This window comes from Paenibacillus pasadenensis (genome assembly GCF_002864175.1).
Lineage (GTDB): Bacteria > Bacillota > Bacilli > Paenibacillales > Paenibacillaceae > Paenibacillus_O > Paenibacillus_O pasadenensis.
In genome coordinates this window covers 368,228-391,411 of sequence record NZ_NFEZ01000001.1, presented here as the reverse complement: position 1 = coordinate 391,411, position 23,184 = coordinate 368,228, and the positions used below count along the sequence as shown (strand labels likewise).

General features: G+C 67.9%; 13 protein-coding genes and 1 pseudogene. 5 read left to right on the top strand and 9 right to left on the bottom strand.

Going from position 1 to position 23,184, the window contains the following annotated elements:
• Positions 1-280 precede the first annotated feature (280 nt).
• On the top strand, positions 281-895 hold the full coding sequence (locus tag B8V81_RS01765) for a DedA family protein (protein ID WP_028598847.1): 615 nt from the start codon (positions 281-283) through the stop codon (positions 893-895).
• A gap of 130 nt (positions 896-1,025) precedes the next feature.
• Here B8V81_RS01765 and B8V81_RS01760 read toward each other — a convergent pair whose 3' ends face one another.
• The 5 genes from B8V81_RS01760 to pruA form a co-directional block, all read right to left on the bottom strand.
• Positions 1,026-2,003 (bottom strand): aromatic ring-hydroxylating dioxygenase subunit alpha, encoded by a 978-nt coding sequence (locus B8V81_RS01760; RefSeq protein WP_028598846.1) that lies wholly within the window; start codon positions 2,001-2,003, stop codon positions 1,026-1,028.
• A 27-nt stretch (positions 2,004-2,030) separates the two neighbouring features.
• Positions 2,031-3,200 carry a BMP family ABC transporter substrate-binding protein gene (locus B8V81_RS01755; RefSeq protein WP_028598845.1) on the bottom strand — a complete coding sequence of 390 codons (1,170 nt, stop codon included), beginning with the start codon at positions 3,198-3,200 and terminating at the stop codon, positions 2,031-2,033.
• A gap of 125 nt (positions 3,201-3,325) precedes the next feature.
• Positions 3,326-4,471, bottom strand: coding sequence for a helix-turn-helix domain-containing protein (locus tag B8V81_RS01750; RefSeq protein WP_052333212.1), 1,146 nt, complete (start codon positions 4,469-4,471; stop codon positions 3,326-3,328).
• A gap of 122 nt (positions 4,472-4,593) precedes the next feature.
• Positions 4,594-5,925, bottom strand: a complete 1,332-nt coding sequence (rpoN, locus tag B8V81_RS01745; RefSeq protein ID WP_101807560.1) for an RNA polymerase factor sigma-54 — start codon at positions 5,923-5,925, stop codon at positions 4,594-4,596.
• A 59-nt stretch (positions 5,926-5,984) separates the two neighbouring features.
• Positions 5,985-7,532, bottom strand: coding sequence for an L-glutamate gamma-semialdehyde dehydrogenase (gene pruA, locus B8V81_RS01740; protein WP_028598843.1), 1,548 nt, complete (start codon positions 7,530-7,532; stop codon positions 5,985-5,987).
• A gap of 1,156 nt (positions 7,533-8,688) precedes the next feature.
• On the opposite strand from pruA, the gene B8V81_RS01730 reads away from it, so the two are divergent.
• Together B8V81_RS01730 and B8V81_RS01725 are read left to right on the top strand one after the other, a co-directional pair.
• The gene (locus tag B8V81_RS01730) at positions 8,689-9,612 is read left to right on the top strand and encodes a proline dehydrogenase family protein (protein WP_028598842.1); all 924 of its coding nucleotides are present in this window, start codon (positions 8,689-8,691) and stop codon (positions 9,610-9,612) included.
• A 227-nt stretch (positions 9,613-9,839) separates the two neighbouring features.
• Positions 9,840-11,801, top strand: a complete 1,962-nt coding sequence (locus tag B8V81_RS01725; protein ID WP_101807558.1) for a sigma-54 interaction domain-containing protein — start codon at positions 9,840-9,842, stop codon at positions 11,799-11,801.
• Between the two features lie 625 nt (positions 11,802-12,426).
• On the opposite strand, the gene B8V81_RS01720 is transcribed toward B8V81_RS01725, so the two are convergent.
• The 3 genes and pseudogenes from B8V81_RS01720 to B8V81_RS01710 form a co-directional block, all read right to left on the bottom strand.
• Entirely contained in the window at positions 12,427-14,055 is a 1,629-nt protein-coding gene (locus B8V81_RS01720; protein WP_101807557.1) for a sugar phosphate nucleotidyltransferase, read from the bottom strand.
• Positions 14,052-15,398, bottom strand: a complete 1,347-nt coding sequence (locus tag B8V81_RS01715; RefSeq protein WP_101807556.1) for a glycosyltransferase family 4 protein — start codon at positions 15,396-15,398, stop codon at positions 14,052-14,054. Before B8V81_RS01715 ends, B8V81_RS01720 begins: the two co-directional genes overlap by 4 nt.
• A gap of 209 nt (positions 15,399-15,607) precedes the next feature.
• Positions 15,608-16,402 (bottom strand): annotated as a pseudogene (locus B8V81_RS01710) (DUF6492 family protein); the annotation flags it as partial.
• Between the two features lie 360 nt (positions 16,403-16,762).
• On the opposite strand from B8V81_RS01710, the gene pepT reads away from it, so the two are divergent.
• Positions 16,763-17,995, top strand: coding sequence for a peptidase T (pepT, locus tag B8V81_RS01705; RefSeq protein WP_028598840.1), 1,233 nt, complete (start codon positions 16,763-16,765; stop codon positions 17,993-17,995).
• A gap of 756 nt (positions 17,996-18,751) precedes the next feature.
• On the top strand, positions 18,752-19,945 hold the full coding sequence (locus B8V81_RS01700) for a glycosyltransferase family 4 protein (RefSeq protein ID WP_028598839.1): 1,194 nt from the start codon (positions 18,752-18,754) through the stop codon (positions 19,943-19,945).
• 123 nt (positions 19,946-20,068) lie between these two features.
• On the opposite strand, the gene B8V81_RS01695 is transcribed toward B8V81_RS01700, so the two are convergent.
• Positions 20,069-23,107, bottom strand: coding sequence for an efflux RND transporter permease subunit (locus tag B8V81_RS01695; RefSeq protein WP_101807555.1), 3,039 nt, complete (start codon positions 23,105-23,107; stop codon positions 20,069-20,071).
• Between the last annotated feature and the right edge of the window lie 77 nt (positions 23,108-23,184).

Sequence of the window (23,184 nt, the reverse complement as noted above, 5' to 3'; positions counted from 1 at the left end):
TCCTCTCAACGTCTTTTCGCAACCATAAGTTACAATTTAAATCAAAAAAAAAGCAATACTCCTATAGATCTATACTTTTTACAAGGAATGTCATAATTCGACGAATGGCCTAGTTGTCGCCGCCATAGCAGATCACGTATACGTCTAACCAAAGCCTCTCTGGCGTTCCTCATTCGCGAAGCGTGCCATGGCGGCTTGTTTTCTGAAACCAAGGGACAGGCTGAATCGTATAGGGGAAGAACTATGTCCGCCGGCGGACGCCCTTCGAGAGGATGGTTTTGTGGAAGCCTGGATAACGGAGATCATGGATCGCTTCGGCTACTTCGGCGTTGGATTCCTGATCGCGATTGAAAATCTGTTCCCGCCTATTCCGTCCGAGGTCATCCTGACCTTCGGCGGCTTCATGACCGCCCGCACGAGCATGACCGTCGTCGGCGTCATCATCGCCGCGACGCTCGGCTCGGTCATCGGTGCCGTCATCCTGTACTACATCGGCGCGTGGCTGAACGCGGAGCGCCTGGAGCGGATCGTCGCGCGCTGGGGCCACATCCTGCGCCTCAAGCCCGAGGACGTCCGCAAGGCCGACGCCTGGTTCGACCGCTACGGCCCGTGGGCCGTGCTGCTCTGCCGGCTCGTGCCGCTCGTGCGCAGCCTCATCTCGATCCCGGCGGGCATGTCCGGCATGAGCTTCCCGCTGTTCCTGCTGCTGACGACGATCGGCTCGCTCATCTGGAATACCGTGCTCGTCTCCGTCGGCGCTTCCGTCGGCGAGTCGTGGGAAACGATCGTCGGCTACATGGACATCTACTCCAACATCGCGTACGCGCTGATCGCGCTCGGCGTGCTCGCGGGCGCGTTCTGGTTCTACCGCAGCCGCCGCAAGGCAGGGCGCTGAGGCCGCCAGGCAAGCCGCGCGGAGCTGGGGCGGCTCTCCAAGCCGCAACGAGCCATGAAGCCACGAAGCAGCCAAGCAGGCGCAACAAAGCCCCGTTCCCGGATCTTGTCCGGCGAACGGGGCTTTTTCCTTACTCCGTGCCGATCGTCATGCCTTGCTCCCTCAGCATGCGGCGATAGGCGATGGCGACGCGGTCGGAACGCAGATGCAGCTCGGCCTGCAGATCGAGCGGCAGCAGCTCGGGCTTCTGCGCCTCGACGATGACCTTGTCCTGAGCGAGCAGCGTATTCTGAAAGTCGATGAACACCTGCTCCGGCACGTTCGGCGAGTAGTTGCGCAGCTGCAGCATGAAGGCGGTGCAGGCGGTCGCCGTCTCCGGCAGGACGATCAGGAACAAGTGGAATTCCTCGTCGGAACCGCTGCTGCGCTTGACGAGCTTGACGCAGGTCGGACCGAAGATCTCGTAGACATACCGGCTCTCGACGCCGACTCCCCGCCCGTCCGGGTCGGGCTGGTAGACGACGATCTCGTCCGTAAACAGCGCGTCCTCGCGCCGATGCACGCCGTAGTCGTTGATTTCCGCATGGCGGCTGTCTCCGAGCAGGCCTTCGTGGACGAACATCAGATGCGAGACGTCGAGGAAGTTCTCGACGACGCGAGGCGCCGCGGCCTGCACCGGATAAGGGCCCATCCAGACCGGGATCAGCGCCGGGTCGACCTTGCCCTGCAGCGGCAGCCGCTCCGGCTCGGCCTCGCCGAGGCACACCCAGACGAAGCCGCCTTCTTCCCGGCAGCGGTACGCTTCGGCCCGCGCCTTGGACGGAATCGGCTGGCGCGGCGGCAGCGATGGGATGCAGACGCATGCCCCGCCGCCGTCATAGCGCCACCCGTGATAAGCGCAGACGAGCTCGCCCCGGTCGACCTTGCCCAGCGACAGCGGCACTCCGCGATGGATGCACAGGTCCTTGAGCGCGTGGACGCCGCTGCCGCTGCGGAACAGGACGAGCTTCTCTCCCAGGACCGTGACCGGATAGGGACGGTCCGTCACGTCGCGCGCGAGCGCGGCCGGATGCCAGCAGGCCGTCAGTACGGGATCTTCCAGCCTCATTCATTTCCTCTCCTTTCACCCCTCCGCCTACTGCGGGATCGTTCCCTCGATGCCCTCGACGAACCACGTCATGCCCAAAATGTCCTCGACCGTCATCGCGCCGCCCTCCGGCACCCGCTCCGCCCCGCTCTGGTCGCGGATCGGACCAGCGAACACGTCGAAGCTCCCGGCAAGGATCTCCTGCTTCTTCTCCTCCGCCAGCGCCTTCACGTCCTCCGGCACGTTCTTGCCGAATGGAGCGATGTCGGTGATGCCGTCGGCCATCGAGCCGAAGTAGCTTCCGCTCTGCCAGGTGCCGTCGATGACCGCCTTCACCTGCTCCACGTAGTACGGCCCCCAGCGCCAGACCGGGTTGGAAATGTACGTCTCGGGCGCGTAGCGGCCCATGTCGGAATCGTTGCCGATGCCCCAGACGCCGCGCTCGGCGGCCGCCTGGATGCTCGCCGGCGAGTCCTGGTAGGCCGCCAGCACGTCGACGCCCTTGTCCAGCAGGCTGACCGCCGCCTGGCGCTCCGTCGCCGGGTCATACCAGGTATTGCTCCAGACGACGGACAGCTTGATGTCCGGATTGACGCTCTGCGCGCCGAGCGCGAAAGCGTTGATCGTATAGATGACCTCAGGGATCGGATAAGCGCCGACATAGCCGAGATGGTCGTTCTTCGTCATCTTGCCGGCCGCCATGCCGACCAGATAAGCGCTTTGATACTCCTTGCCGAGGTATGTGCCGAGGTTGTCCGCCGTCTTGTAGCCGCTCGCGTGCATGAACTTGACGTCGGGATGGCGCTTCGCCACATTGACCATCGCGTCCATATAGCCGAAGCTCGTGCCGAAGACGACGTCGTGGTTCTGGGCCAGCTCCTCGAACACGCGCTCGGCGTCCGCCCCTTCCGGCACGTTCTCGACGGTCGTCGCCTCGATGCCCAGCTCCTTTTCCATCATCAGTCGCCCCTGGTCATGCTCGTACGTCCAGCCTCCGTCCCCGGGCACGCCGAGATAGACGAACGCGACGCGCGGCTTGGCGATGCCGCCGCCTGCCGGGGCGGGAGAAGCGCCCGCCGGCTCGCCTGCGCTCGGGACCGACGTCGGCCCCGCCCCCTCGTTCGCCGCTCCGCCTCCGCCCGAGCACGCTCCCAGCACCAGCAAGATCGCAAGCATGCCGGCCGTTCCGAAATGCCCCCATCTTCTCCCCACTTGCATCTCTCCCCCTGACCGTTCTTGCGGAGAGTATAGAGATGAAGATAGGTTGATGTCAATATATATTACACAATACGGTGCCGAAGGATGAAAAAAGCGCGGATCCGAGGATCCACGCTTGTTCGATGTTATCTTTCCTCGCTCGTGATTCGCTTCGCATAGGAACCAGGCGTCATGCCGACGACCGCCTTGAAGTCGCGGATCAGATGGGCCTGGTCGAAATAACCGAGCTCCAGCGCGAGCGACGCCCAGTCCGGGTCGCCGCTGGCGAGGCCCATCGTCTCGTGCAGCCGGTACCGTCGGATGACCGCCTGCGGCGTCATGCCGATGTAGGCGCGGAACAGCCGCTGCAGGCTGCGCGGCGACAGCCCCCAGCGCGCGGCCACCTCCCGGGCGCTGCGCTGGCTGCGGTCGAGCTGGATGCCGGTGACGATGCGATCGGCCAGCTGTGCGGACGGATCGGGCGCTAGCGAGGCCGAGCCGGACGGAGCCCGCTTCGAGTGATCCGTTCCGGGCGCGGCCGATCTGGACGGAGCCATCTTGGACGGATCCGTTTCGGGCGCGGCCCCCAGGGAGGCCGGGGCGAAGGAAACCGAACCGGACGGGACAGGGGCCGGCGGGGCGGATGCTGGCGTAGGGTCGGATGCCGGGTCGAATGTCGGGTCCGGCGTAGGGTCGGACGTCGGGTCGGGCTCGGGGTCGGATGGCGGGTCGGACGTCGGGTCGGGCTCGGGGTCGGATGGCGGGTCGGATGTCGGGTCGGACGTCGTGCGGAAGCAGGGCAGCGTTCCGGGCTCTGCCAGCCGCTCGGCCCAGAACGCATCGACGAGCGCCGCTCGGCGGCTGGAATCCGGCTCGGCGAAGACGGCGCGCTCCAGCTCCAGCACTCCGGGGCCAAGCACCTGCTCCGCCGGCAGCCGCCGGCCGGCCAGCTCGCCGGGATCGCGGTCCAGCCAGCGGCGGAACAGTCCCGGGCGGAACAGCATGCCGAGCACCTCGTCCCGCCCCTCGAGCCGCTGCTGCGAGCGTTCGGCTCCGGCGACGCTGACGACCGAACGGCCGGGCTGCAGGACGACGTTGACCGTCGGATGCTCCAGCACCTCCTGCGTGTGGACGGCGCCCGGCGGCAGATTCCATTCGATGAGCCAATAATGGCGGATATAGGCCGCCGCCGGCCCTTGCGGCAGCAGCCGCTGCAGGCGGAAGCTCTGCGCCGCCGCCCGCGGCTCGAAGATGGCGCGGTTGTTGAGCGGCAGCAGCTCGCGATCGTCCATGGTCCGACCTCCTTTTCCTTATTATGGCGAATCGGCAGGACGCCCGTCCAGAAAGAAAAGCCGAAAAAGCCCAGGCGCCCCGCAAGGAGGCCCTGGACTTCTCGAATGTAGGAACGCCACGCTCAGTCGCCCCGCCGCGAGGAGGAGCTGGGTATGCGCAGCTCCGCCCGGTACTTGGCGACGGTGCGCCGCGACAGCGGGATGCCGAGCTCCGCCAGCCGCTCCGCGAGCTGCTGGTCGGACAGCGGCCGCTCGCGGCACTCGGCCGCGACGAGCTCGGCGAGCCGCTGCTTGGCGGCGGCGGCGGACACCTCCTCGGCCGCTCCGCCCCGGCCGAGCGCGGCGCTGAAAAACGCCTTGAGCGGATAGGTGCCGAGCGGCGTCCGCACCTGCTTGCCGGACACGGCGCGGCTCACCGTCGACTCGTGCAAGCCGAGCCGCAGCGCCACGTCCGCGAGCGTAAGCGGCCGCAGCGCCGGCCAGCCGCGCTCCAGGAACGCGGCCTGCTCCTCAAAGACGGCGCGCACGACCCGCGCGAGCGTCTCCCGCCGCTGCTCCAGCCCGCCGATGAGCGCGCGCGCCGCGCGGCGGCAGCTCTCCACGTAGGCGTACGCCTCGTGGCCGCGGGCGACGGCCGCGAGCGGGCCGGAGCCGATATCGGCGAGCGACAGCCGCGGCTCCCAAGCGGCGGCCAGCTCGACGAGCAGCTCGCCGTCCGCGCCCTGGCGGACGAGAGCGTCGGGCACGACCGCCTGCGTCCGGCCGGCTGCCCCGGCCGCCAGCCGCTGGCCGGGCCGCGGGTCGAGGCGCAGCAGCGCTCGGCGCGCCTCTTCGAGCTGCGCGCGGCTAAGGCCGGTGCCGGCCGCGATCTCCTCCCAGCGGCGGGCCGCCAGCTGGGGCAGCCAGCGCGCGGCGAGCTCGCGCGCCCCGGGAGCCGGCTCCGGCTCCCGGTCCAGCTGCAGCAGCAGGCATTCGCGCAGGTCCCGCGCGCCGATGCCGGCCGGCTGCAGCGACTGCAGCAGCCGCAGCGCCGCCTCGGCCTCGGCGGCGGAAAGGCGCAGCCGCTCCGCCGCTTCCGCGAGCGGCAGCGCCAGCCAGCCGCTCTCGTCGAGGTTGCCGGCGAGCCAGGCGGCGGCGCGGCGGAGAGGCGCGGGGGCGCCGCTGAGCCGCAGCTGCGCGAGCAGCTCGGCTTCGAGCGTGGGCGGCGCGGCGGCGGCGCGCTCGAGCGGATCGGCGGCCGAGGCGTGGCCGCGGCCGCCCAGGCGGCGCGAGGCCGCGGGCTCGCGGATCTCAAGCAGCGGATTGTCCGCGGCGAGCTCGCGCACCGCGCGGTCGAGCTCGGCCGCGGGCAGCGCGAGCAGCGCCAGCGACTGGCGCATCTGCTGCGTGAGCGCGAGCTTCTGCCGCTGCTCCTGGCGGAGCAGCGCCTGAGGCTGCAGGACGGGTCCCGGCATGGCGGCGGCCTCCTTGGGCGGTTTTATTCAGTATACCGCGCGCGGGTCGCGGCGCGGGATTACATTTTTTCGGAGACGAGCTTCGCCTGGGTGAACAGCAGCAGGTAGTCGCGGCCGCCGGCCTTGGAGTCGGTGCCCGACATGTTGAAGCCGCCGAACGGATGCACGCCGACGAGCGCTCCGGTGCACTTGCGGTTGAAGTACAGGTTGCCGGCGAAGAATTCGCGGCGAGCCTGCTCCAGGCGGCTGCGGTTGCGGGAGATGACGGCGCCCGTCAGGCCGTAGTCGGTGTTGTTGGCGATCTCGAGCGCTTCGTCGAACGTGGACGCTTTGATGAAGGCGACGACCGGCCCGAAAATCTCCTCCTGCGCGAGCCGCGCTTCCGGAGCGATGTCGGCGAAGATCGTCGGCTCGATGAAGAAGCCCTTCTCGTCGCCTGTGCCGCCGCCGTGCACGAGACGGCCTTCGTTCTTGCCGATCTCGATATACTCCTGGATCTTGGCGTACGCCTTGTCGTCGACGACCGGTCCGAGGTTCGTGCCGCGCTCGGCCGGATCGCCCAGCGTCAGCTTGGCGGTGCGCTCGACCACCTTGGCCAGCACCTCGTCGTACACGTCCGCATGGACGATCGCGCGCGAGCAGGCGCTGCACTTCTGGCCGGAAAATCCGAACGCCGACGCCGCGATCGCATCCGCCGCCAGCTCCAGATCGGCGTCGGCGTCGACGACGATCGAGTCCTTGCCGCCCATCTCGGCGATGACGCGCTTGATCCACTTCTGGCCCGGCGCGGTCTTGGCGGCCCGCTCGTTGATGCGCAGTCCGACGTCGCGCGAGCCGGTGAAGCTGATGAAGCGGGTCAGCGGATGCTCGACGAGGAAGTCGCCCACCTCGGAGCCCGGACCCGGCAGGAAGTTCACGACGCCGGCCGGCACGCCGACCTCCTCCAGCAGCTCGACGAACTTGGCGGCAATGACCGCCGTCGGGCTCGCCGGCTTGAGCACGACGGTGTTGCCGGAGACGAGCGCGGCCGTCGTCATCCCGGCCATGATGGCGAGCGGGAAGTTCCACGGCGGGATGACGATGCCGACGCCGAGCGGGATGTAGTACAGCTCGTTGTCTTCGTCCGGGATGCGGGTGAGCGGCTGCGGCTCGCTCAGGCGCAGCATCTCGCGGGCGTAAAATTCCATGAAGTCGATCGCCTCGGCCGTATCGGCGTCGGCTTCGGCGCGGTTTTTGCCGGACTCGACCGTCAGCCACGCGGAGAACTCATGCTTGCGGCGGCGCATGACGGCAGCGGCCTTGAACAGGTAGCCCGAGCGCTCCTTCGCGCTCGTGTGGCGCCACCAGCCGAACGTCTCGTAGGCGGTGCGGATCGCTTTCTCGGCCAGCTCGCGGTCGGCCTGGTGGACGACGCCGACGACCTCGGCCTTGTCGGCCGGGTTGATCGAGTCGAGCGTGCGCCCGGTCTCGATCGCCTCGCCTCCGATGACGATCGGGTACGTGCGGCCCAGCTGCCCGCGGACGGCGGCCAGCGCGGCCTCGTAGGCGGCGCTTTCCTCTTCCTTGCTGAAATTCGTGAACGGCTCGTTGGCATATTCCATTCTCATGCGAATTCATCCTCCTCGGAAAGGTCTCCTTGGCCCTCGCTGCTGACCGGGGCTCTTCGCCGTAAAAGATAAGCAAGAATCGTGCCACTAATCCGGGCCCCGATATCGCAGGCGGAGCCGGCTGGAGGACGTTGGCCTCGGAAATCCGGGCTCCGATATAGCGGGCGGAGCCGGCTGGAGGACGTTGGCCTCGGAAATCCGGGCTCAGTAACTCGATTTCTTCGACTAAGGCCCGCCAAACGCCAACTTCGGCACTCAGTAACTCGATTTCTTCGACTTAATACCCGCCAAACGCCACTTCGGCACCCAGTAACTCGATTTCTTCGACTTAATGTCCGCCAAGCGCCCACTTCAATGCCCAGTAACTCGATTTCTTCGTCTTGCCGCCCGCCGGATGCCCTCACACGACCCGAGTTACTCGGTTTTTCCGCGTATCTCCCCCATCCGGACGCACATCCGACCCCAGTTACTCGGTTTTTCCGCGTATCTCCCCTATCCGAACGCACATCCGACCCGAGTTACTCGGTTTTTCCGCGTATCTCCCTCATCCGGACGCACATCCGACCCGAGTTACTCGGTTTTTCCGCGTATCTCCCCCATCCGGACGCACATCCGACCCCAGTTACTCGGTTTTTCCGCGTATCTCCCCCATCCGGACGCACATCCGACCCCAGTTACTCGGTTTTTCCGCGTATCTCCCCCATCCGGACGCACATCCGACCCGAGTTACTCGGTTTTTCCGCGTATCTCCCCCATCCGGACGCACATTCGACCCCAGTTACTCGGTTTTTCCGCGTATCTCCCCCATCCGGATGCACATCCGACCCCAGTTACTCGGTTTTTCCGCGCATCTCCCCCATCCGGACGCACATCCGACCCGAGTTACTCGGCTTTTCCGCGCAACTGCCTCTTCCGGCTGTGCATCTGCCCCGTTCCATTGCCCAGCCCCATCCGCAGCCAGCTCATCCGCATTCCGCCGCGCTGCCCTGACTTCCTCCAAGCAGCCCGCGCGCCGCCGCGGCGCGTGCCGGCCAAGCCGCCAGAAACCGCCGTGGCGCCAGCGCCCTGGATGCCATAGCCTATACCGTTGGCATGAATATTGCTACTACAACTCCCTAAGAACGCCATTATCCGCATATAAAGGGGAAGGATCACTATGGACATCGGCTCCGAGCTGTACCGCAAGACGCTGCTCACGATTTCCGGCAATTCGCTCGTCGAGAAGCTGACGCTCAAATACGGCGGCAAGCTCGCCGCCAAATTCATCGCCAGCCAGGAGCTGGACGGCGCGCTCCAGGTCATCGGCGACCTGAACCGCAAAGGCATTATGGTCACGCTCGACCATCTCGGCGAAGGCATCCGGGCGCTGAGCGAAGCCTCGGGCTATCGCGAGGAATACATCCGCCTCGTGCGCGGCATCGAGCAGGCCGGCGTCAACTCCAACGTGTCGCTCAAGCCGACGCAGATGGGGCTGGCGCTCGATCCGGAAGCCTGCTACGCCAACATCCGCGCCGTCGTGCGCGAAGCGGCCGCCTCAGGCAACTTCGTGCGCATCGACATGGAGGACTCGCCCTACACGCAGGCGACGATCGACATGGTCAAGAGGCTGCACGGCGAAGGGCTGACGAACGTCGGTACCGTCATCCAGGCGTACCTGCGCCGCACGCAGGCCGACGTCCGCGACCTGATCCAGAGCGGCGTCAACCTGCGGCTCGTCAAAGGCGCCTACAAAGAGCCCGCCGAGGTCGCCTATCAGAAGAAGTCCGAGGTCATCGACAACTTCAAGGCGATCATCCGCATGCACCTCGACCAAGGCGTCTACACCGCCATCGCCTCCCATGACGACACGATCATCCGCTGGGTGCGCGAGTACGCCTCCGCCAACCGCATCGGCCAAGACAAGTTCGAGTTCCAGATGCTGTACGGACTGCGCATGAACGAGCAGGCGCGCCTCGCCTCCGAGGGCTACCGCGTCCGCTGCTACGTCCCTTACGGCAAGATGTGGTACCCCTACTACACGCGCCGTCTCGCGGAGAAGCCAGCCAACCTGATGATGGTGCTGCAGAACATGTTCCGTTGAAAAATGCCGCCCGCCCCGCAGCGGCCGGCGCAAGCCGCAGCTCCCGAGGAGCGGCCCGCCCGGCGGGGCCGCTTCTTTTTTCCGACAAAGCCCTTCCGCTCGGCTATTTTCGGCGGAAGGGCTTTTCGCATGCAGGAATCGTGTCTAATGTGTCTAATTTTATAGACATAATTGTCTGCCTATTCATACACTTATTAGACACCCCCATCGACGAGGAGGAACCAACGATGAAGCTGAACCTCCCCCGCTTGATCGAGCTGCCCCAGACGAGTTATGCGCTCGCGGAATGGCCGGAGCAGCCGCCGGATCGTCCCCTGTTCCGCCAGGAGACAGACGGGAGCTGGAGCTGGCTGCCCGAAGCGCTTGCGAGCCTGCCCGACCGGCTTGCAGCCGCCCTGCCCGCGTCGGCGTTCCCCGCATCGCTGCGGCTGGACGAGCTGCCGCCGCTGCCGGACGGCTGCCCTTGGCTGCTGCTGCTGGACGAAGGCGGCCAGCCCTGCGGCTGCGTCTCTGCGACTGCGGCGCTTGAGGAGCTGCGCCAGTCGTTCCGGCGGCTGAGGGCCGGCTTCGAGGCGACGCTGGAGACGGTCGACAGCGCGATCACGGTCATCAACGCCGACAGCGAGGTAATCGCCTGGACCGGCGAGGCGGAGCGGATGTTCGGCATCCGCCGGGAGGAGATCATGGGGCGTCCGGCGGATGCTTTTTTCCAGAAAGAACGGCTCCAAGTGCTGCGCGCGCTGACGACCGGCGAGGTGCTGCAGGGGGCGCAGCATCAGCCGCGGCCCGACATGCACGCCGTCATCCACGCCCGTCCGATCGAGCTCGGCGGCGAGCGCATCGGGGCGGTGGCGGCCGAGCAGGACATCACGTCGCAGATCCGCCTGAACCAGCAGCTGTTCCGGATGACAGCCAAGATGCAGCATCTCGAGCGCAAGGTCGAGCGGCTCGACCCGAGCGGCGCCGACCCGTTCTCGGCGATCCGGGGCGGCAGCCCGGCGGTGCGGGCCTCCGTCGAGACGGCGCGCAAGCTCGCCTCCGCCAAGGCGCCCGTGCTGCTGCTCGGCGAAAGCGGCGTCGGCAAGGAGCTGTACGCCCGCGCGATGCACGATGCCGGACCGGGGCCGGAGACGCCTTTCATCGCGATCAACTGCGGAGCGATCTCGCCGACGCTGTTCGAGAGCGAGCTGTTCGGCTACGAGCGCGGCGCCTTCTCCGGCGCGGATCCGCGCGGCCGCAAGGGCAAGCTCGACCTGGCGGCGGGCGGCACGCTGCTGCTCGACGAGGTCGGCGAGATGCCGCTGGAGCTGCAGGTGAAGCTGCTGCGGGTGCTGCAGGAAAAGACGTTCTACGCCGTCGGAGGCACGACGCTGCGTCGCGCCGACTGCCGCATCCTCGCGGCGACGAACCGCGATCTGCTGGCGATGATTGCGGACGGCCGCTTCCGCGAGGATCTTTACTACCGGCTGAGCGTCGTCACGCTCGACATCCCGCCGCTGCGCGAGCGCACCGGGGATGTGTACGAGCTGCTGCCCGCGTTCCTCAGCGAGTTCGCCCTGCTGTACGGCCGCTTCATCGAGGCTTGTCCGCATGAGGTCGTGCAGCGGCTCGCCGCCTACGACTGGCCGGGCAACATCCGCGAGCTGCGCGGCGCGGCCGAGCGGCTCGTGCTGCTCGCGACCGACGGCGTCATCCGGCTGGAGCATCTGCCGCCTCGGCTGCTGCAGAACGCGGCGCGCCAGAGCAGCGGCACGGGCGGAAAGAGCGCTCGCAGCGCCGCGACGCCCGACCGCCTCGGCTGGGCCGGCACGTCGGAAGCCGCTGGCGGGGCTGCCTTCGGCGAGCAAGTCTTCGGGGGGCCAGCCTCGGGCAGCGCCGCTTCCGGCGGGCCTGCCTACGGGGCTGTTCCCGGCAGCGCAGCTTCCAGCGAACTCTCCGTCGACGGAGCTGCTCTAGGCAGGCCGTTCTCCGCCGGACCTGCTCCTGGCGGGGCTGCCCACGGCTACGGCAATGGAAGCCAGCCGTTCCCTCCGGCTCGCTGGCCCGACAGCCCGGAAGACTACGAGCGCGAGCGCATTCGCCGGCTGCTCGAGGCTGAGCGCGGCAACAAAAAAGCGGTTGCCCGCCAGCTCGGAATATCGCGAGCGACGCTGTACAACCGCATGAAAAAGCTGGGCATGCCCCTATAGGCAGACGCTGCAAGAAAAAACCGATCTGCGAGCGGCTGCCTTTTGGTCGAGGACGGTCGAGGCGACCGCCCCCAGGCTGGCGACGGTCAAAATTCGCTGCCCGAGGAGACGGCCCACCGCTGAACTCGCCCTCAAGCGGATCGATGAACCCCGCAGAAGCAGCCCGGAATGATCGGTTGCCGCTCGAAAACGGATCGAGAAGCTTCTTTGCCGCGGCTGAATCTGCTTGCTGCAGCCGGCAGCCGCGCCTCCAGCCCCCCATTGCCTTGCCGCGGTCAGGGAAAGCCGCCTCATTGACGCGGCTTCAACCTTTACGACGCGTCAGACGCTTAGAAGCTCATTTGGCCTGCTTTCGCGGCGCTAACGATTCCTCACGCGCTTAGATGTCCCGATGCGCGTGTTTCGGCCATGTTTCGGCGGCTTTTGCCGCTCTAAGCGTTTCATCCGTCGTTAGATTTTCAATGGGGCCGCTTGAAGCCCTCTAACGAGCTGATTCGTCGCAAGCTTTCGCGGCGGCAAAGCCTCCCTGTCGAGGTGTCCGCCTGCCGCGACAGCGTGCCCGCTTTCGCGCATTGCGCTCGCCTACTTTCACTGCAACCGCCTGCCTGCATCGCGCTCGCCAGCTCTACCAGCTCATCAGCAGCCGCTCGATGTCCCGCTCGTCGAGCACCCGTCCGATCTCCACCTGCATGCATTGCAGCTCGGTCACGGCCTTGACGCCATGGCGCGAGCCGGGAGGAAACCGCATGACGCTGCCCGGTCCGATCGGGTAGATCTCGTCCTCGAGCATGAAGCGCCCCTCGCCGGAGAGCACGGTCCACACCTCTTCCTTGCCTTCATGCAGATGGTAGCTCGTACACTTGCCCGCATGGACGGCGACGCGCCGCGTCAGCACCTGGCCGCCGCCGCTCAGCCGGTCGATCTCCAGCGTGCGGCAGCTGCCCCAGCGCTTCTCCTCCTGCATCGGCAGTCCGGGCAGCTCGCGAAGCGCTTCCTTGATCCGGTCGGAGTGCTCCTTGCTCGCGACCAGGATTCCGTCGGGACTCGCAGCCACGACCGCGTCGGAGATGCCGATGACGTGGATCGGGCAGCCCAGCTCGTTGATGAGATGGGTGTTGCGGGCGCCGGCCGATACGGCTCCCGGCCCCAGCTGCGCCTCGCCGAGCTGGCTGAGGAACGTGCTCCAGCTGCCGAGATCCTTCCAGCTGCCGGCATAACGCAGCACGAGGCTGCGGGAGGCTTTCTCCGCCAGCTCCTGATCGAAGCTTTTCTCGCTCCATTCGTCGTAGCCCCGCAGCAGCTCCGGCAGCGAGGACGGATATCCCCTCGCCTGAAGCTGACCGAGCAGCCACCCTAGGCGAAAGACGAAGACGCCGCTGTTCCACAGCCCGCCCTGCTTGATCAGCCTCGTCGCCGCCGGCGGATCGGGCTTCTCCGCGAAGCGCCCGACCGGCAGCCAGCCCGCGCCCGCTCCGTCTGCGCCTGCGTCCGCGCCAGGCGGCGCCGCATTCCTGCCCGCTCTCGCGCCGTTTCCGCCTGCATCCGCGTCCGGCCGCGCTGCGCTCCTGCCAACTCCCGCTCCGTCTGCGCCTGCATCCGCGTCCGGCCGCGCTGCGCTCTTGCCAACTCCCGCTCCGTCTGCGCCTGCATCCGCGTCCGGTCGCGCCGCTCTCTCGCCCGCTCCCGCTCCCGCGCCAGCGTCCGTCATGCCGCCGAACTTCCGGCCGCCGGCCGCCGCACGCCGCTTCGGCCGGCGGGGGCGGGGCTCGCGGATCGGCACGATGTAGCCGTACTGCGCCGAAGGATGCGTCGGCTCGGTGCCGATCATGCCGAGGTCCGCGCCGCGGGCGAGCGCCTCCGGCAGCCGCCGCAGCAGCGCAAGGAAGTCCGCCTCCACGAACAGGTCGACCGGCAGCACGCACACTGCCTCATCCTCCGGCGCGCGGCCCGGACCGGCCAGATAGGCGGCGCCGAGCGCCGCCGCCGTGAACGTGCCGCGCTTGGCCGGCTCCTCCACGATCGGCACGTCCGCTCCGGCATGGGCGCGCGTAATCTCGGCCTGGCTGCGATGGGTCACGATGACCGCTCCCTCCAGCAGCCCCTCCTCCCGCAGCTGGCGGCACAGCCGCTGCATCATCGACTCGAGGGTGCCGTCCGGCGCGGGCAGCAGCTTCAGGAACAGCTTCGACCGAATCTCGTTGGACAGCGGCCACAGCCGCTTGCCCGAGCCTCCGGACAATAGGATAAGTCTCACTTCCGTCTCGTTCTCCTCTCCTTGGCGTCTGCCGGAGCGCTCCCGCTCCCGCGCGGCGCCCGCCGGCGCTGTCCGCGCAGCGCGGCCGAAACAAAGCCTGGCGGATCGGCCTCGCCGCTCTCCCGCGAAGCGGCCGCGCCGCCCCGCGGCGGCTGCGTCCCGATCCTCTCCAGCGCTTGCCGCAGCTGCCGTCCCGCCGCTTCCCAGCTCCAGCTCTTCATGTCCTGGCAGCCCTGCCGGCCCTTACGCCGACAAAGCGCGACGTCCCGGCTCGCGGCGCGCAGCTGCCGCTTCAGCCCGGCCAGATCGGCCTCGGCCCACAGCTGCCCCTCCTGCGCGAACAGGCCGCCGAACCGGCGCGAGATCGCGCCGGCTCCCTTCATGCTTTCCGCCGGCTTCCGCAGCTTGTAAGGAACGGCGAACGAATTGCCGTCCGTCAGGAAGTCGCTCTGCCCGCCCCAGCGGGGCGCGATGACCGGCACGCCGCTCGCGAGCGCCTCCATGAACGGCATGCCGACGCCTTCTCCCCGTGTCGGCAGCACGAAGGCGTCCGCCGACGCGTACAGCCCCAGCAGCCGACGCTCGCCGATATGGCCGGCGACGATGTGGATCGGCGCGGGCCGATGCGACAGGCGCAGCGAAGCCACGTAGCGGCGGATCGCCCGCTCTGCCCCCGCCGAGCCGCCGGCTTCCCGCCAGCCGCTCGTCTTGATGACGAGCAGCACGGAGTCCTTTTCGCTGAACTCCTCCGCGTAGGCGCGCAGCAGCGCCTCCGGATTTTTACGATGCTGAAAGCTGAACACCGAAAGGAAGACGAAGCGCCCCTCCGCTCCAGACAGCGCGGCTTTCGGCCTGCCCGGCCGGAACCGCCGCGTGTCCACCCCGTGCGGCACCCGGTACACCGGCACGCTGACGCCGCTGTCCTTCATCGCCTGCACGTTGTGCCGCGACGGCACGAGCACCGCATCGTAGCGGTTGATCGTCCTGCGCCACTGGGACGGGATGCGCGACGTCTCCCAGACGGCGTTGAGCACGACCCGTCCGTAGCCGGCCCGGCGCGCCCGATCCGGATCGAGCGTATGCGGCGGATAATGGTACACGAGCATCCGGCGGGTCCCCGGAGCAAGCCGGCCGGCGGCAGGCTGCCCCATGGCCGCCGAAGCGTTCACCGGCAGGCCGGCCCCGCGCAGCGCGCGCACATAGCTCCGGCTCGCTCCGCCCAGTCCGCCGGCGCGGCCGAGCGGGCCGCGCCAGTCGACGGACCAGCCGGAGCGGCGGGCTTGCGGCGAGCGGCCCCGCCCTGGCGCGGCGTGTCCGGCCCGGCCGCTGCCGCGCGGCTTCATCGGCGGCCGCCCCCGCCTCGCCGCACGGCGGCGCAAGCGGCAAGCCTCGGTCCGGCAAAGGCCGGCGGCCGACGCTTCGCCGCCCCGCCGCGCAGGAAAGCCGTTCTGCCCGCGTCATCGGCGCGTCCGCTTCCGCCGAGCGTGCGCCGAGCTGAGCCGGCTCCGGCCGGCGCTTCGATCCGGCGCGCGGACGCTCCGGCCTTGCGCACATAGCCTTTGCGCTCGTGGAAGCTCACGGAGCGATGCTTGGCGGCCAGCTGGCGCGTCCGCTCCGGCGTCAGGCTGCGGACGCCGTCGTGCAGGGCGCGGTTGAGCGCCGGACGCAGCCGCACGGCGGCCGGATTGCGGCTGTACACATAGTTGCCGTACGTCTCGTACTCGCTGAACCCGAACTGCTGCGAGCGGTTCAGCTTGGTCAGGATCGCGCGATGCCAGCTCATGCCGTGGCGCATCTCGATGTCCCGCTTCATGTCGCGCAGCTTCGCCTTTTCGAACAGCATGTAGTGGGTGACGAGCGAGCGCGGCGCGGCCGCCTTGCGGCCCATGAGCCGCTCGTGCATGCGCAGGTACTCCGGCTGCGTCCAGCTGCGGGTGTAGAACGTCGTGCGGCCGCCGGAGCGGAACGTGTGGGGCCGAATGAGCACGGTGTCGGCGTCGATGACGAGGAAAAAATCGGCCGAGCACAGCTTGTCGCCGCTCAGCTTGAGCAGCTGCTGGAACAGCCAGCCGGAGCGCTCCCAGCGGGCGGAGCGGTAATGGATGTCTTTTTTCGTCAGGGGCAGCACGGTGTTCTCGTCGACGAATCTCCATCCGTGCTCGCGGCACAGGGAGACGATGGCGTCCTTGCGGGGGGCGACGATGACGATCTCGCCGATCGGATGGCGCACCTGGGCGCGCGCGGCGCGGATGACATGGGGCAGCGTCGGAAGGTCCTTCTCGATCGCGGGGATGAGCACGTCGATGCGGGGGAGCGCTGCGGCTCCCGCCGCCTTCGGCTTCGGCATGGTTTCGATCAACTCCTGTACGGTCGTCAAAAGCTTTGCCACCAGCATATGCCGCCCGCGGGGGCCGGGGCTGGGCAAGCAGGATGAAGGGGCCGATGCCTTGGCGGCTCGGGCGGCCGGCCGGACAGGCGCTTCGGGGAAATGGCGGCCTGCGCCGCGACCCAGCGCTCGGAGGAATGCCGCTGGCGCCGGCCTCGCTGGATTATGTGCCCGCGCACCTGCTATAGTGGACGCATGAAGAGCCTGCTGAGCCGTCCTGGAGGCGGCGCGGCAGGCGCAAGCGACAGATTCCGCTGAAGCGGCGGCTCCACGAGCCGTCCCAGCACAGCAAAGGAGATTTTTTTCATGGACAAGCATGATCTGAAATCGGAACTGATCCGCCGCTTCGTCGCCTATGCGGCCGTCGATACGCGGAGCGACGACAGCAGCGAGACATGCCCCTCGACCCCGGGCCAGCTCGTGCTGGCGCGCCAGCTGGCGGACGAGCTGGAGGCGATCGGGCTGACCGAGGTCACGCTCGACGCCAACGGCTACGTCATGGCGACGCTGCCAGCGACGAGCGCCAAGGCCGTGCCGACGATCGGCTTCCTCGCGCATATGGACACCGCCTCCGACTTCACCGGCACGAACGTGAAGCCGCAGCTCATCGAGAGCTACGACGGCGGCGACATCGTGCTCAGCGCGGAGCCCGGCATTACGCTCTCGCCGCGCGAGTTCCCCGAGCTGGCCGGCTACAAGGGCCAGACGCTGCTTACGACCGACGGCACGACGCTGCTCGGCGCGGACGACAAGGCGGGCATCGCCGAAATCATGACCGCGATGGCCTATCTGGCCGCCCATCCGGAAATTCCGCATGGCCGGATTCGCGTCGGCTTCCTGCCGGACGAAGAAATCGGCCGCGGGCCGCATCGCTTCGACGTCGCGGCGTTCGGCGCCGACTTCGCCTACACGATGGACGGCGGTCCGCTCGGCGAGCTGGAGTACGAAAGCTTCAACGCCGCCGAGGCCGTCGTCACGATCCAGGGCAAAAACGTGCATCCCGGCTACGCCAAGGGCAAGATGCTGAACGCGCAGTCGATCGGCATGGCGCTGCACGGCCGCCTGCCGGCGGGCGAGGTGCCGGAGTTCACGGAGGGCTACGAGGGCTTCTTCCACTTGATCTCGTTCGAGGGCACGGTCGATCGGACGCGCATGCGCTACATCATCCGCGACTTCGACCGCGAAAGCTTCGAGAACCGCAAGAGCCTGCTCGCGACGATCGCCGAGGAGTTCCGCCAGACGTACGGCGCGGGCAGCGTCACGCTCGAGCTGAAGGACCAGTACTACAACATGCGCGAGAAAATCGAGCCGGTGATGCACATCGTCGAGCTGGCGCGGCAGGCGCTCGAGGACTGCGGCGTCAAGCCGGACATCAAGCCGATCCGCGGCGGCACGGACGGGTCGCAGCTGAGCTACATGGGGCTGCCGACGCCGAACCTGTTCGCGGGCGGAGAGAACTTCCACGGCCGCTACGAATATGTGTCCGCCGACACGATGGTCAAGGCGGCCGAGGTCATCCTGCGCATCGCCGCTCTGGCGGAGGAGCAGGCTTAGCCCGCCCGCCGGGCTTGGGAGGCGGCGGGCGCCTAAGCGCCGCAGGCGTAGGCGTTATGGCGCGCGCGTTGCATGCGTAGGCGTTATGGCGCGCGCGTTGTGGAAACACAGGCTCGGATGCAGATGCGGACGTTGCAAACGTAGGCGTTGAAATTGTGCGCGTTGCGGATACGCAGGCGCCGGACGCAGGTTTGGACGTTGCAGGCGCGAGCGTTGCGGATACGCAGGATCGGATGCTGCAGGCACGGGCGCCTAGGCAAAAGTTAGACGCATGATGATGAACGCCGGCAGACAGGGAGCGCCGCTCCTTGCCTGCCGGCGTTTTTGTGCGTTCAGCCTGCCGAACTGCATCAAACCCGCTCCTCGGCGACCCGTAACTCGATTTTTTCGACTTATTGCCCACCCAGCCCCCTCCTCCAAGCCCCGTAACTCGATTTTTCCGACTTATTGCCCACTCCGCTCCCTCCTCGGTGCCCCGTAACTCGATTTTTCCGACTTATTGCCCACCCCGCTCCCTCTTTGGCGACCCGTAACTCGATTTTTTCGAGTTATCGCCCGCCGAACCCGCTCCTCGAAGCCAAGCTCTTGCCGAACCGCTAGCGCGCCACCACCGCCAAAGCCGCCCTCATTTACAACCTCTACACCCCGCGCTGATCCGGCGCTGACAGTCGTCCGGTAGGCTCTAGCCGAGAGAGCGCGCGGGACGGGATCGCCGAATCTGCCGCTTTCGCTACGACCGAACCGGGAGGGATCGCCATGCGCCTCGCCTTGTTTACGGATACGTTCGCCCCGCAGATGAACGGCGTCGCCCGCACGCTCGGGCGGCTGACCGCCCATCTGGAGCGCCGCGGCATCGAGCATCTCGTCTTCGCCCCCGCCTCGCCTGAAGAAGCGACAACGCCGCCTCCCGCCCCGGAAGCGCCGCCGCTGTCGCTGCGCCCGTCTCCCAGCGTCCCGTTCCTGCTCTATCCGGAATGCCGCCTCGCCTTGCCCAACCTGCTGTCGATCCGCCAGCAGCTCGACCGCTTCCGCCCCGACCTGCTTCATCTGGCGACGCCGTTCAACATCGGCCTGTGCGGCCTCCGCTACGCCCGGCGACGCGGCCTGCCCCATGCCGCTTCTTACCACACCCACTTCGACCGCTACCTGGCCTACTACGGCATGGCCAAAGCCGTCCCGCTCTACTGGCGCTACATCCGCTGGTTCCACCGCAGCTGCGGAGCGACGTTCGCGCCGTCGCGCGAGACGCTGCTCGCCCTCTACCGCCAGGGCGTCGGCGGCCTCCGGCTGTGGACGCGCGGCGTCGACAGCGAGCTGTTCCATCCCGCCAAGCGCCGCGCGGGGCTCGTCCGCGAGCGCTTCGGCATCGCCCCGGACGAGCGCATCCTGCTCTACGTCGGCCGCATCGCGCCGGAAAAGGATGTCGCCACGCTGGCCGAGCTGCTGCGCAGGCTGCCCGCTTCCCGGGAGGGAAGGGCGCGCTGGCTGATCGTCGGCGACGGCCCCGCTCTGCCGGAGCTGCGGGCCGCAGCGCCGGACAACGCCATATTCGCCGGCTATCGCGAAGGCGAGGAGCTGGCCGAGCTGTACGCGTCGGCGGATCTGTTCGTCTTTCCATCGAGCACGGAGACGTTCGGCAACGTGGCGCTGGAAGCGATGGCGAGCGGCTTGCCCGTCATCGGCGCGGACGCCGGCGGCATCCGGGAGTCGGTGCGCCACGAAGCGACCGGCCTGCTCTGCCCGCCCGGCGACGCCGCCGCCTTCGCGTCTGCCATCGAGCGGCTGACGGCCGCCCCGGAGCTGGCGCGCCGCATGGGCGAGCAAGGCCGCAGCCATGCCGTCACCCGCTCATGGGTCTCGATTTTCGACGAGCTGCTGGAGCAGTACGGCGAGGTGATCGAGCGCTCCCGGCATGCAGAGCATGCGGGCCGTTCGTACCGCACTGGCTGACCGCGCTCGGCCCGGCTCGGCCTACGCCCCCCTGCCCGGGCCCGCATGCCAAAAAGCCGTTCCCCTGCGCCGAAGCGGGGGAACGGCTTCTTTTCCATCTGCCCGAAGGCCCGAGTCCGTCCTCTACAGAGCGAGAGCCTCGCCGGCTTCCTCGCGCTTCGGCGCGGCGCCTGCGGCCTCGCGGCGCTGGCGGGCCGCCTTGCGGAAGAACAGCAGCTCGTAGATGCAAGGCACGATGACGAGCGTCAGCACGGTGGCGACGATCAGGCCGCCGATGACGACGATCGCGAGGCTCTGCGAGACGATGCTGCCGCTCTCCGCCGAGCCGAACACGAGCGGAAGCATCGCGCACACGGTCGCGACGGCCGTCATCAGGATCGGCCGCATGCGCGTGCCGGCCGCCTCGAGCAGCGCTTCGCGGATCGGCATCGTCTCCTCGTTCTGCTTGACGCGGTCGAGCAGCACGATCGCGTTGGTGACGACGATGCCGATCAGCATGAGCGCGCCGAACATCGCCGTGAAGTCCGGCGTCACCTGCGTCACGATCAGGCCGAGCACCGCCCCGATCGCCGCGAGCGGCAGCGTGAACAGGATCGCCAGCGGCGTCCGCAGCGTCTTGAACGTCAGCACCATGATGAGGTAGACGATGCCGATCGAGATGAGCGCGATCATGCCGAGATCGGCGAAGTCCTGCGACATGTCCGCGGAGGCGCCGCCGACATAGGCATGCGTGCCTTCAGGCAGCTTCAGGCCGCCCACCGCCTTGGCGATATCCGCGCCGACGACGGACAGCCGGCTCGGCTCCGCCTCGGCCGCGATGCGGACGTAAGGCTTGCCGTCCTTGAGGTAATAGACGGCCGGCTTTTCTTCCTTGACCCACTTGGCGACCGCCGATACCGGCTGCGGACCGGCGTCCGTGAGCACGGTCAGCGCGTCCAGCTCCGCGGCATCCGCCGGAGCGAGCGCCGGCTGCAGCACGACCGGCGTCTGCCGCCCGTCCTCCCCGGCCAGCATGCCGATCGGCACCGGATTCAGCATGCCCTGCAGCTGCTGGGCGAGCTCCGCCGACTTGGCTTTCGCCGGATCGACCTCAAGCGTGTAGACCGTCTTCCGCTCCTGCTCGTTGCTCTCGACCTTGAGCACGTCCCGGACCGGCTCGATGGCGGCCATGACCTTCGCCGCGGCCGAGCTCGCCGTCGCCGCGTCCGGTCCCGTCACGTCCACGTACACCTGGGAGCCGCCGCCCCCGCCGATCAGGCTGGACGTCTGCACCTCAAGCGCGGCGTCGGCGGGCGCTCCGGCCTTCGCCTTCACCTGCTCGACCAGAGCCTCCGCGTCCGTCCCCTTTTTCAGCCCGAGCATATAGCTGATCTGCGTCCGCGACGCGACTCCGCCGTACTGGGCCGATTCCGCGTTGCCTCCGGCGGACATGTACACCCATTCCTGCTCAGGAAGGCTGCGGAGATACGACTCCAGCTTCTCTCCGTCCGCGTCCATCCGCTCCTGCGTCGCGTCCGCCTTGAACTTCAGCGTCACCGTCAGGTTGGAGGCGTCCGACGTGTCGAGCGCGCCCTTGGGCATCGCGACATAGGCGCCGATCGAGCCGGCGAGCAGCACGACGGCGGCCGTCAGCGGCAGCCACTTGCGGCGCAGGTTCCAGTCGAGGAAGCGCTGGAAGCGGCGGGACGGCCCATGCTCCTTCAGCGACACGCCCTTGAACAGCCCGGCGCCGAGCAGCGGAATGACCGTCAGCGCGACGAGCAGCGACGAGAGCAGCGAGTAGGTCACCGTCAGCGCGAAAGGAAGCAGGAACGCCTGCAGCGAGCCGCGCAGCAGGCCCATCGGCAGGAACACCGCGACAGTCGTCAGCGTCGACGCGGTGATCGCGGTCGAGACCTCGCGCGTCGCGTCGACGACGAGCGGGATCGAGAAGCGCTCCTTTTGCAGCCGGCGGAAGATGTTCTCGATGACGACGATGCTGTCGTCGACGAGCCGTCCGACCGCGACGGCGACGCCGCCGAGCGTCAGGATGTTGAGCGACACGCCCGACAGGTCGAGCAGATAGAGCGTCAGGCCGAGCGACAGCGGGATCGACACGATCGTGACGAGCGTCGCGCGGATGTTGCGCATGAAGACGAGGATGACGAGCGTCGCGAACAGCGCCCCGAGCAGCACCTCTTTCATCATGCTGTTCACGGAATGCACGACCTGCTCCGAGGTGCTCATGAGCACCTTGAGCTCCGCGCCGGGAATCTCCTCGTTCAGCCGCTCGGCCGCCTTCTCCACGCCTTCGCCGACGGCGACCGCGTTGGCGCCCGGCGCCTTGGTCACGGTCAGGACGAGCGCGTCCTTGCCGCCGAGCCGGCTGATGCCGCCGGCCTCGCTCTTCGCCTCGACCTGCGCCACGTCGCCGAGCGCGACGCCCGGAGCGACCGGCAGCTTGCGCAGCGTCTCGACGTCGCGCAGCGTCGACGCCACGTTCAGGTTGACGGCGCTGCCGCCGAGCTGGCTCTCGCCGACCGAGGCGGAGCCCGTGCGGCCTTGCAGCACGCCGTACAGCGCCTGCAGCGGCACGCCCTTGGCGGCCAGCTTATCGGGGTCCGGCGCTACCGTCACCGACGGCTGCGGACGGCCCGACAGCTGCGCCGCGCCGATGCCGTCGATGCCTTGGAACGCCTCGAGAATGTCCTTCTCCGCCTCGGCGCGCTTCGCCTCGGCCACCGTATCGTCGAACGTCAGCGTCACCCAGCTCACCGGGATCATCGACGTGTTCAGCTGGATCACATAGGGCGGGGCAACCCGCTCGGGCAGCGGCACGGCGGCGATCGCCCGCTCCACGTCCATCCGCGCCTGCTTCATGTCCGTCGACGAGTCGAAGCTCAGATTGAGCTGCGAGTAGCTGTCGCCGGACGAGGCGAACGAAGCGGTCTTGCCCTTGATGCCCGCCGTCGCCTCCTGCATCGGCTTCGTCACGAGCGCCTCCATCGACGCCGCGTCGTAGCCCGGCCCGATCGTCGTCACCGTCACCTCCGGATTGTCCGCCTCCGGCAGGAACTCCATCGGCAGCTTCAGGTAGCTCGCCGTCCCCATCGCCAGCACGAGCACGACGCATAGCCACACCGCCGCCTTGTTTCGGAATGCTCCTTGAATGAATGACCTCATCCCCATCTTCCTCCCCATCATCGCTTGCTCTTTGTCTGATTAAAGTGCCATAGAAAGTGTACCTTGCGCCCGGGGAG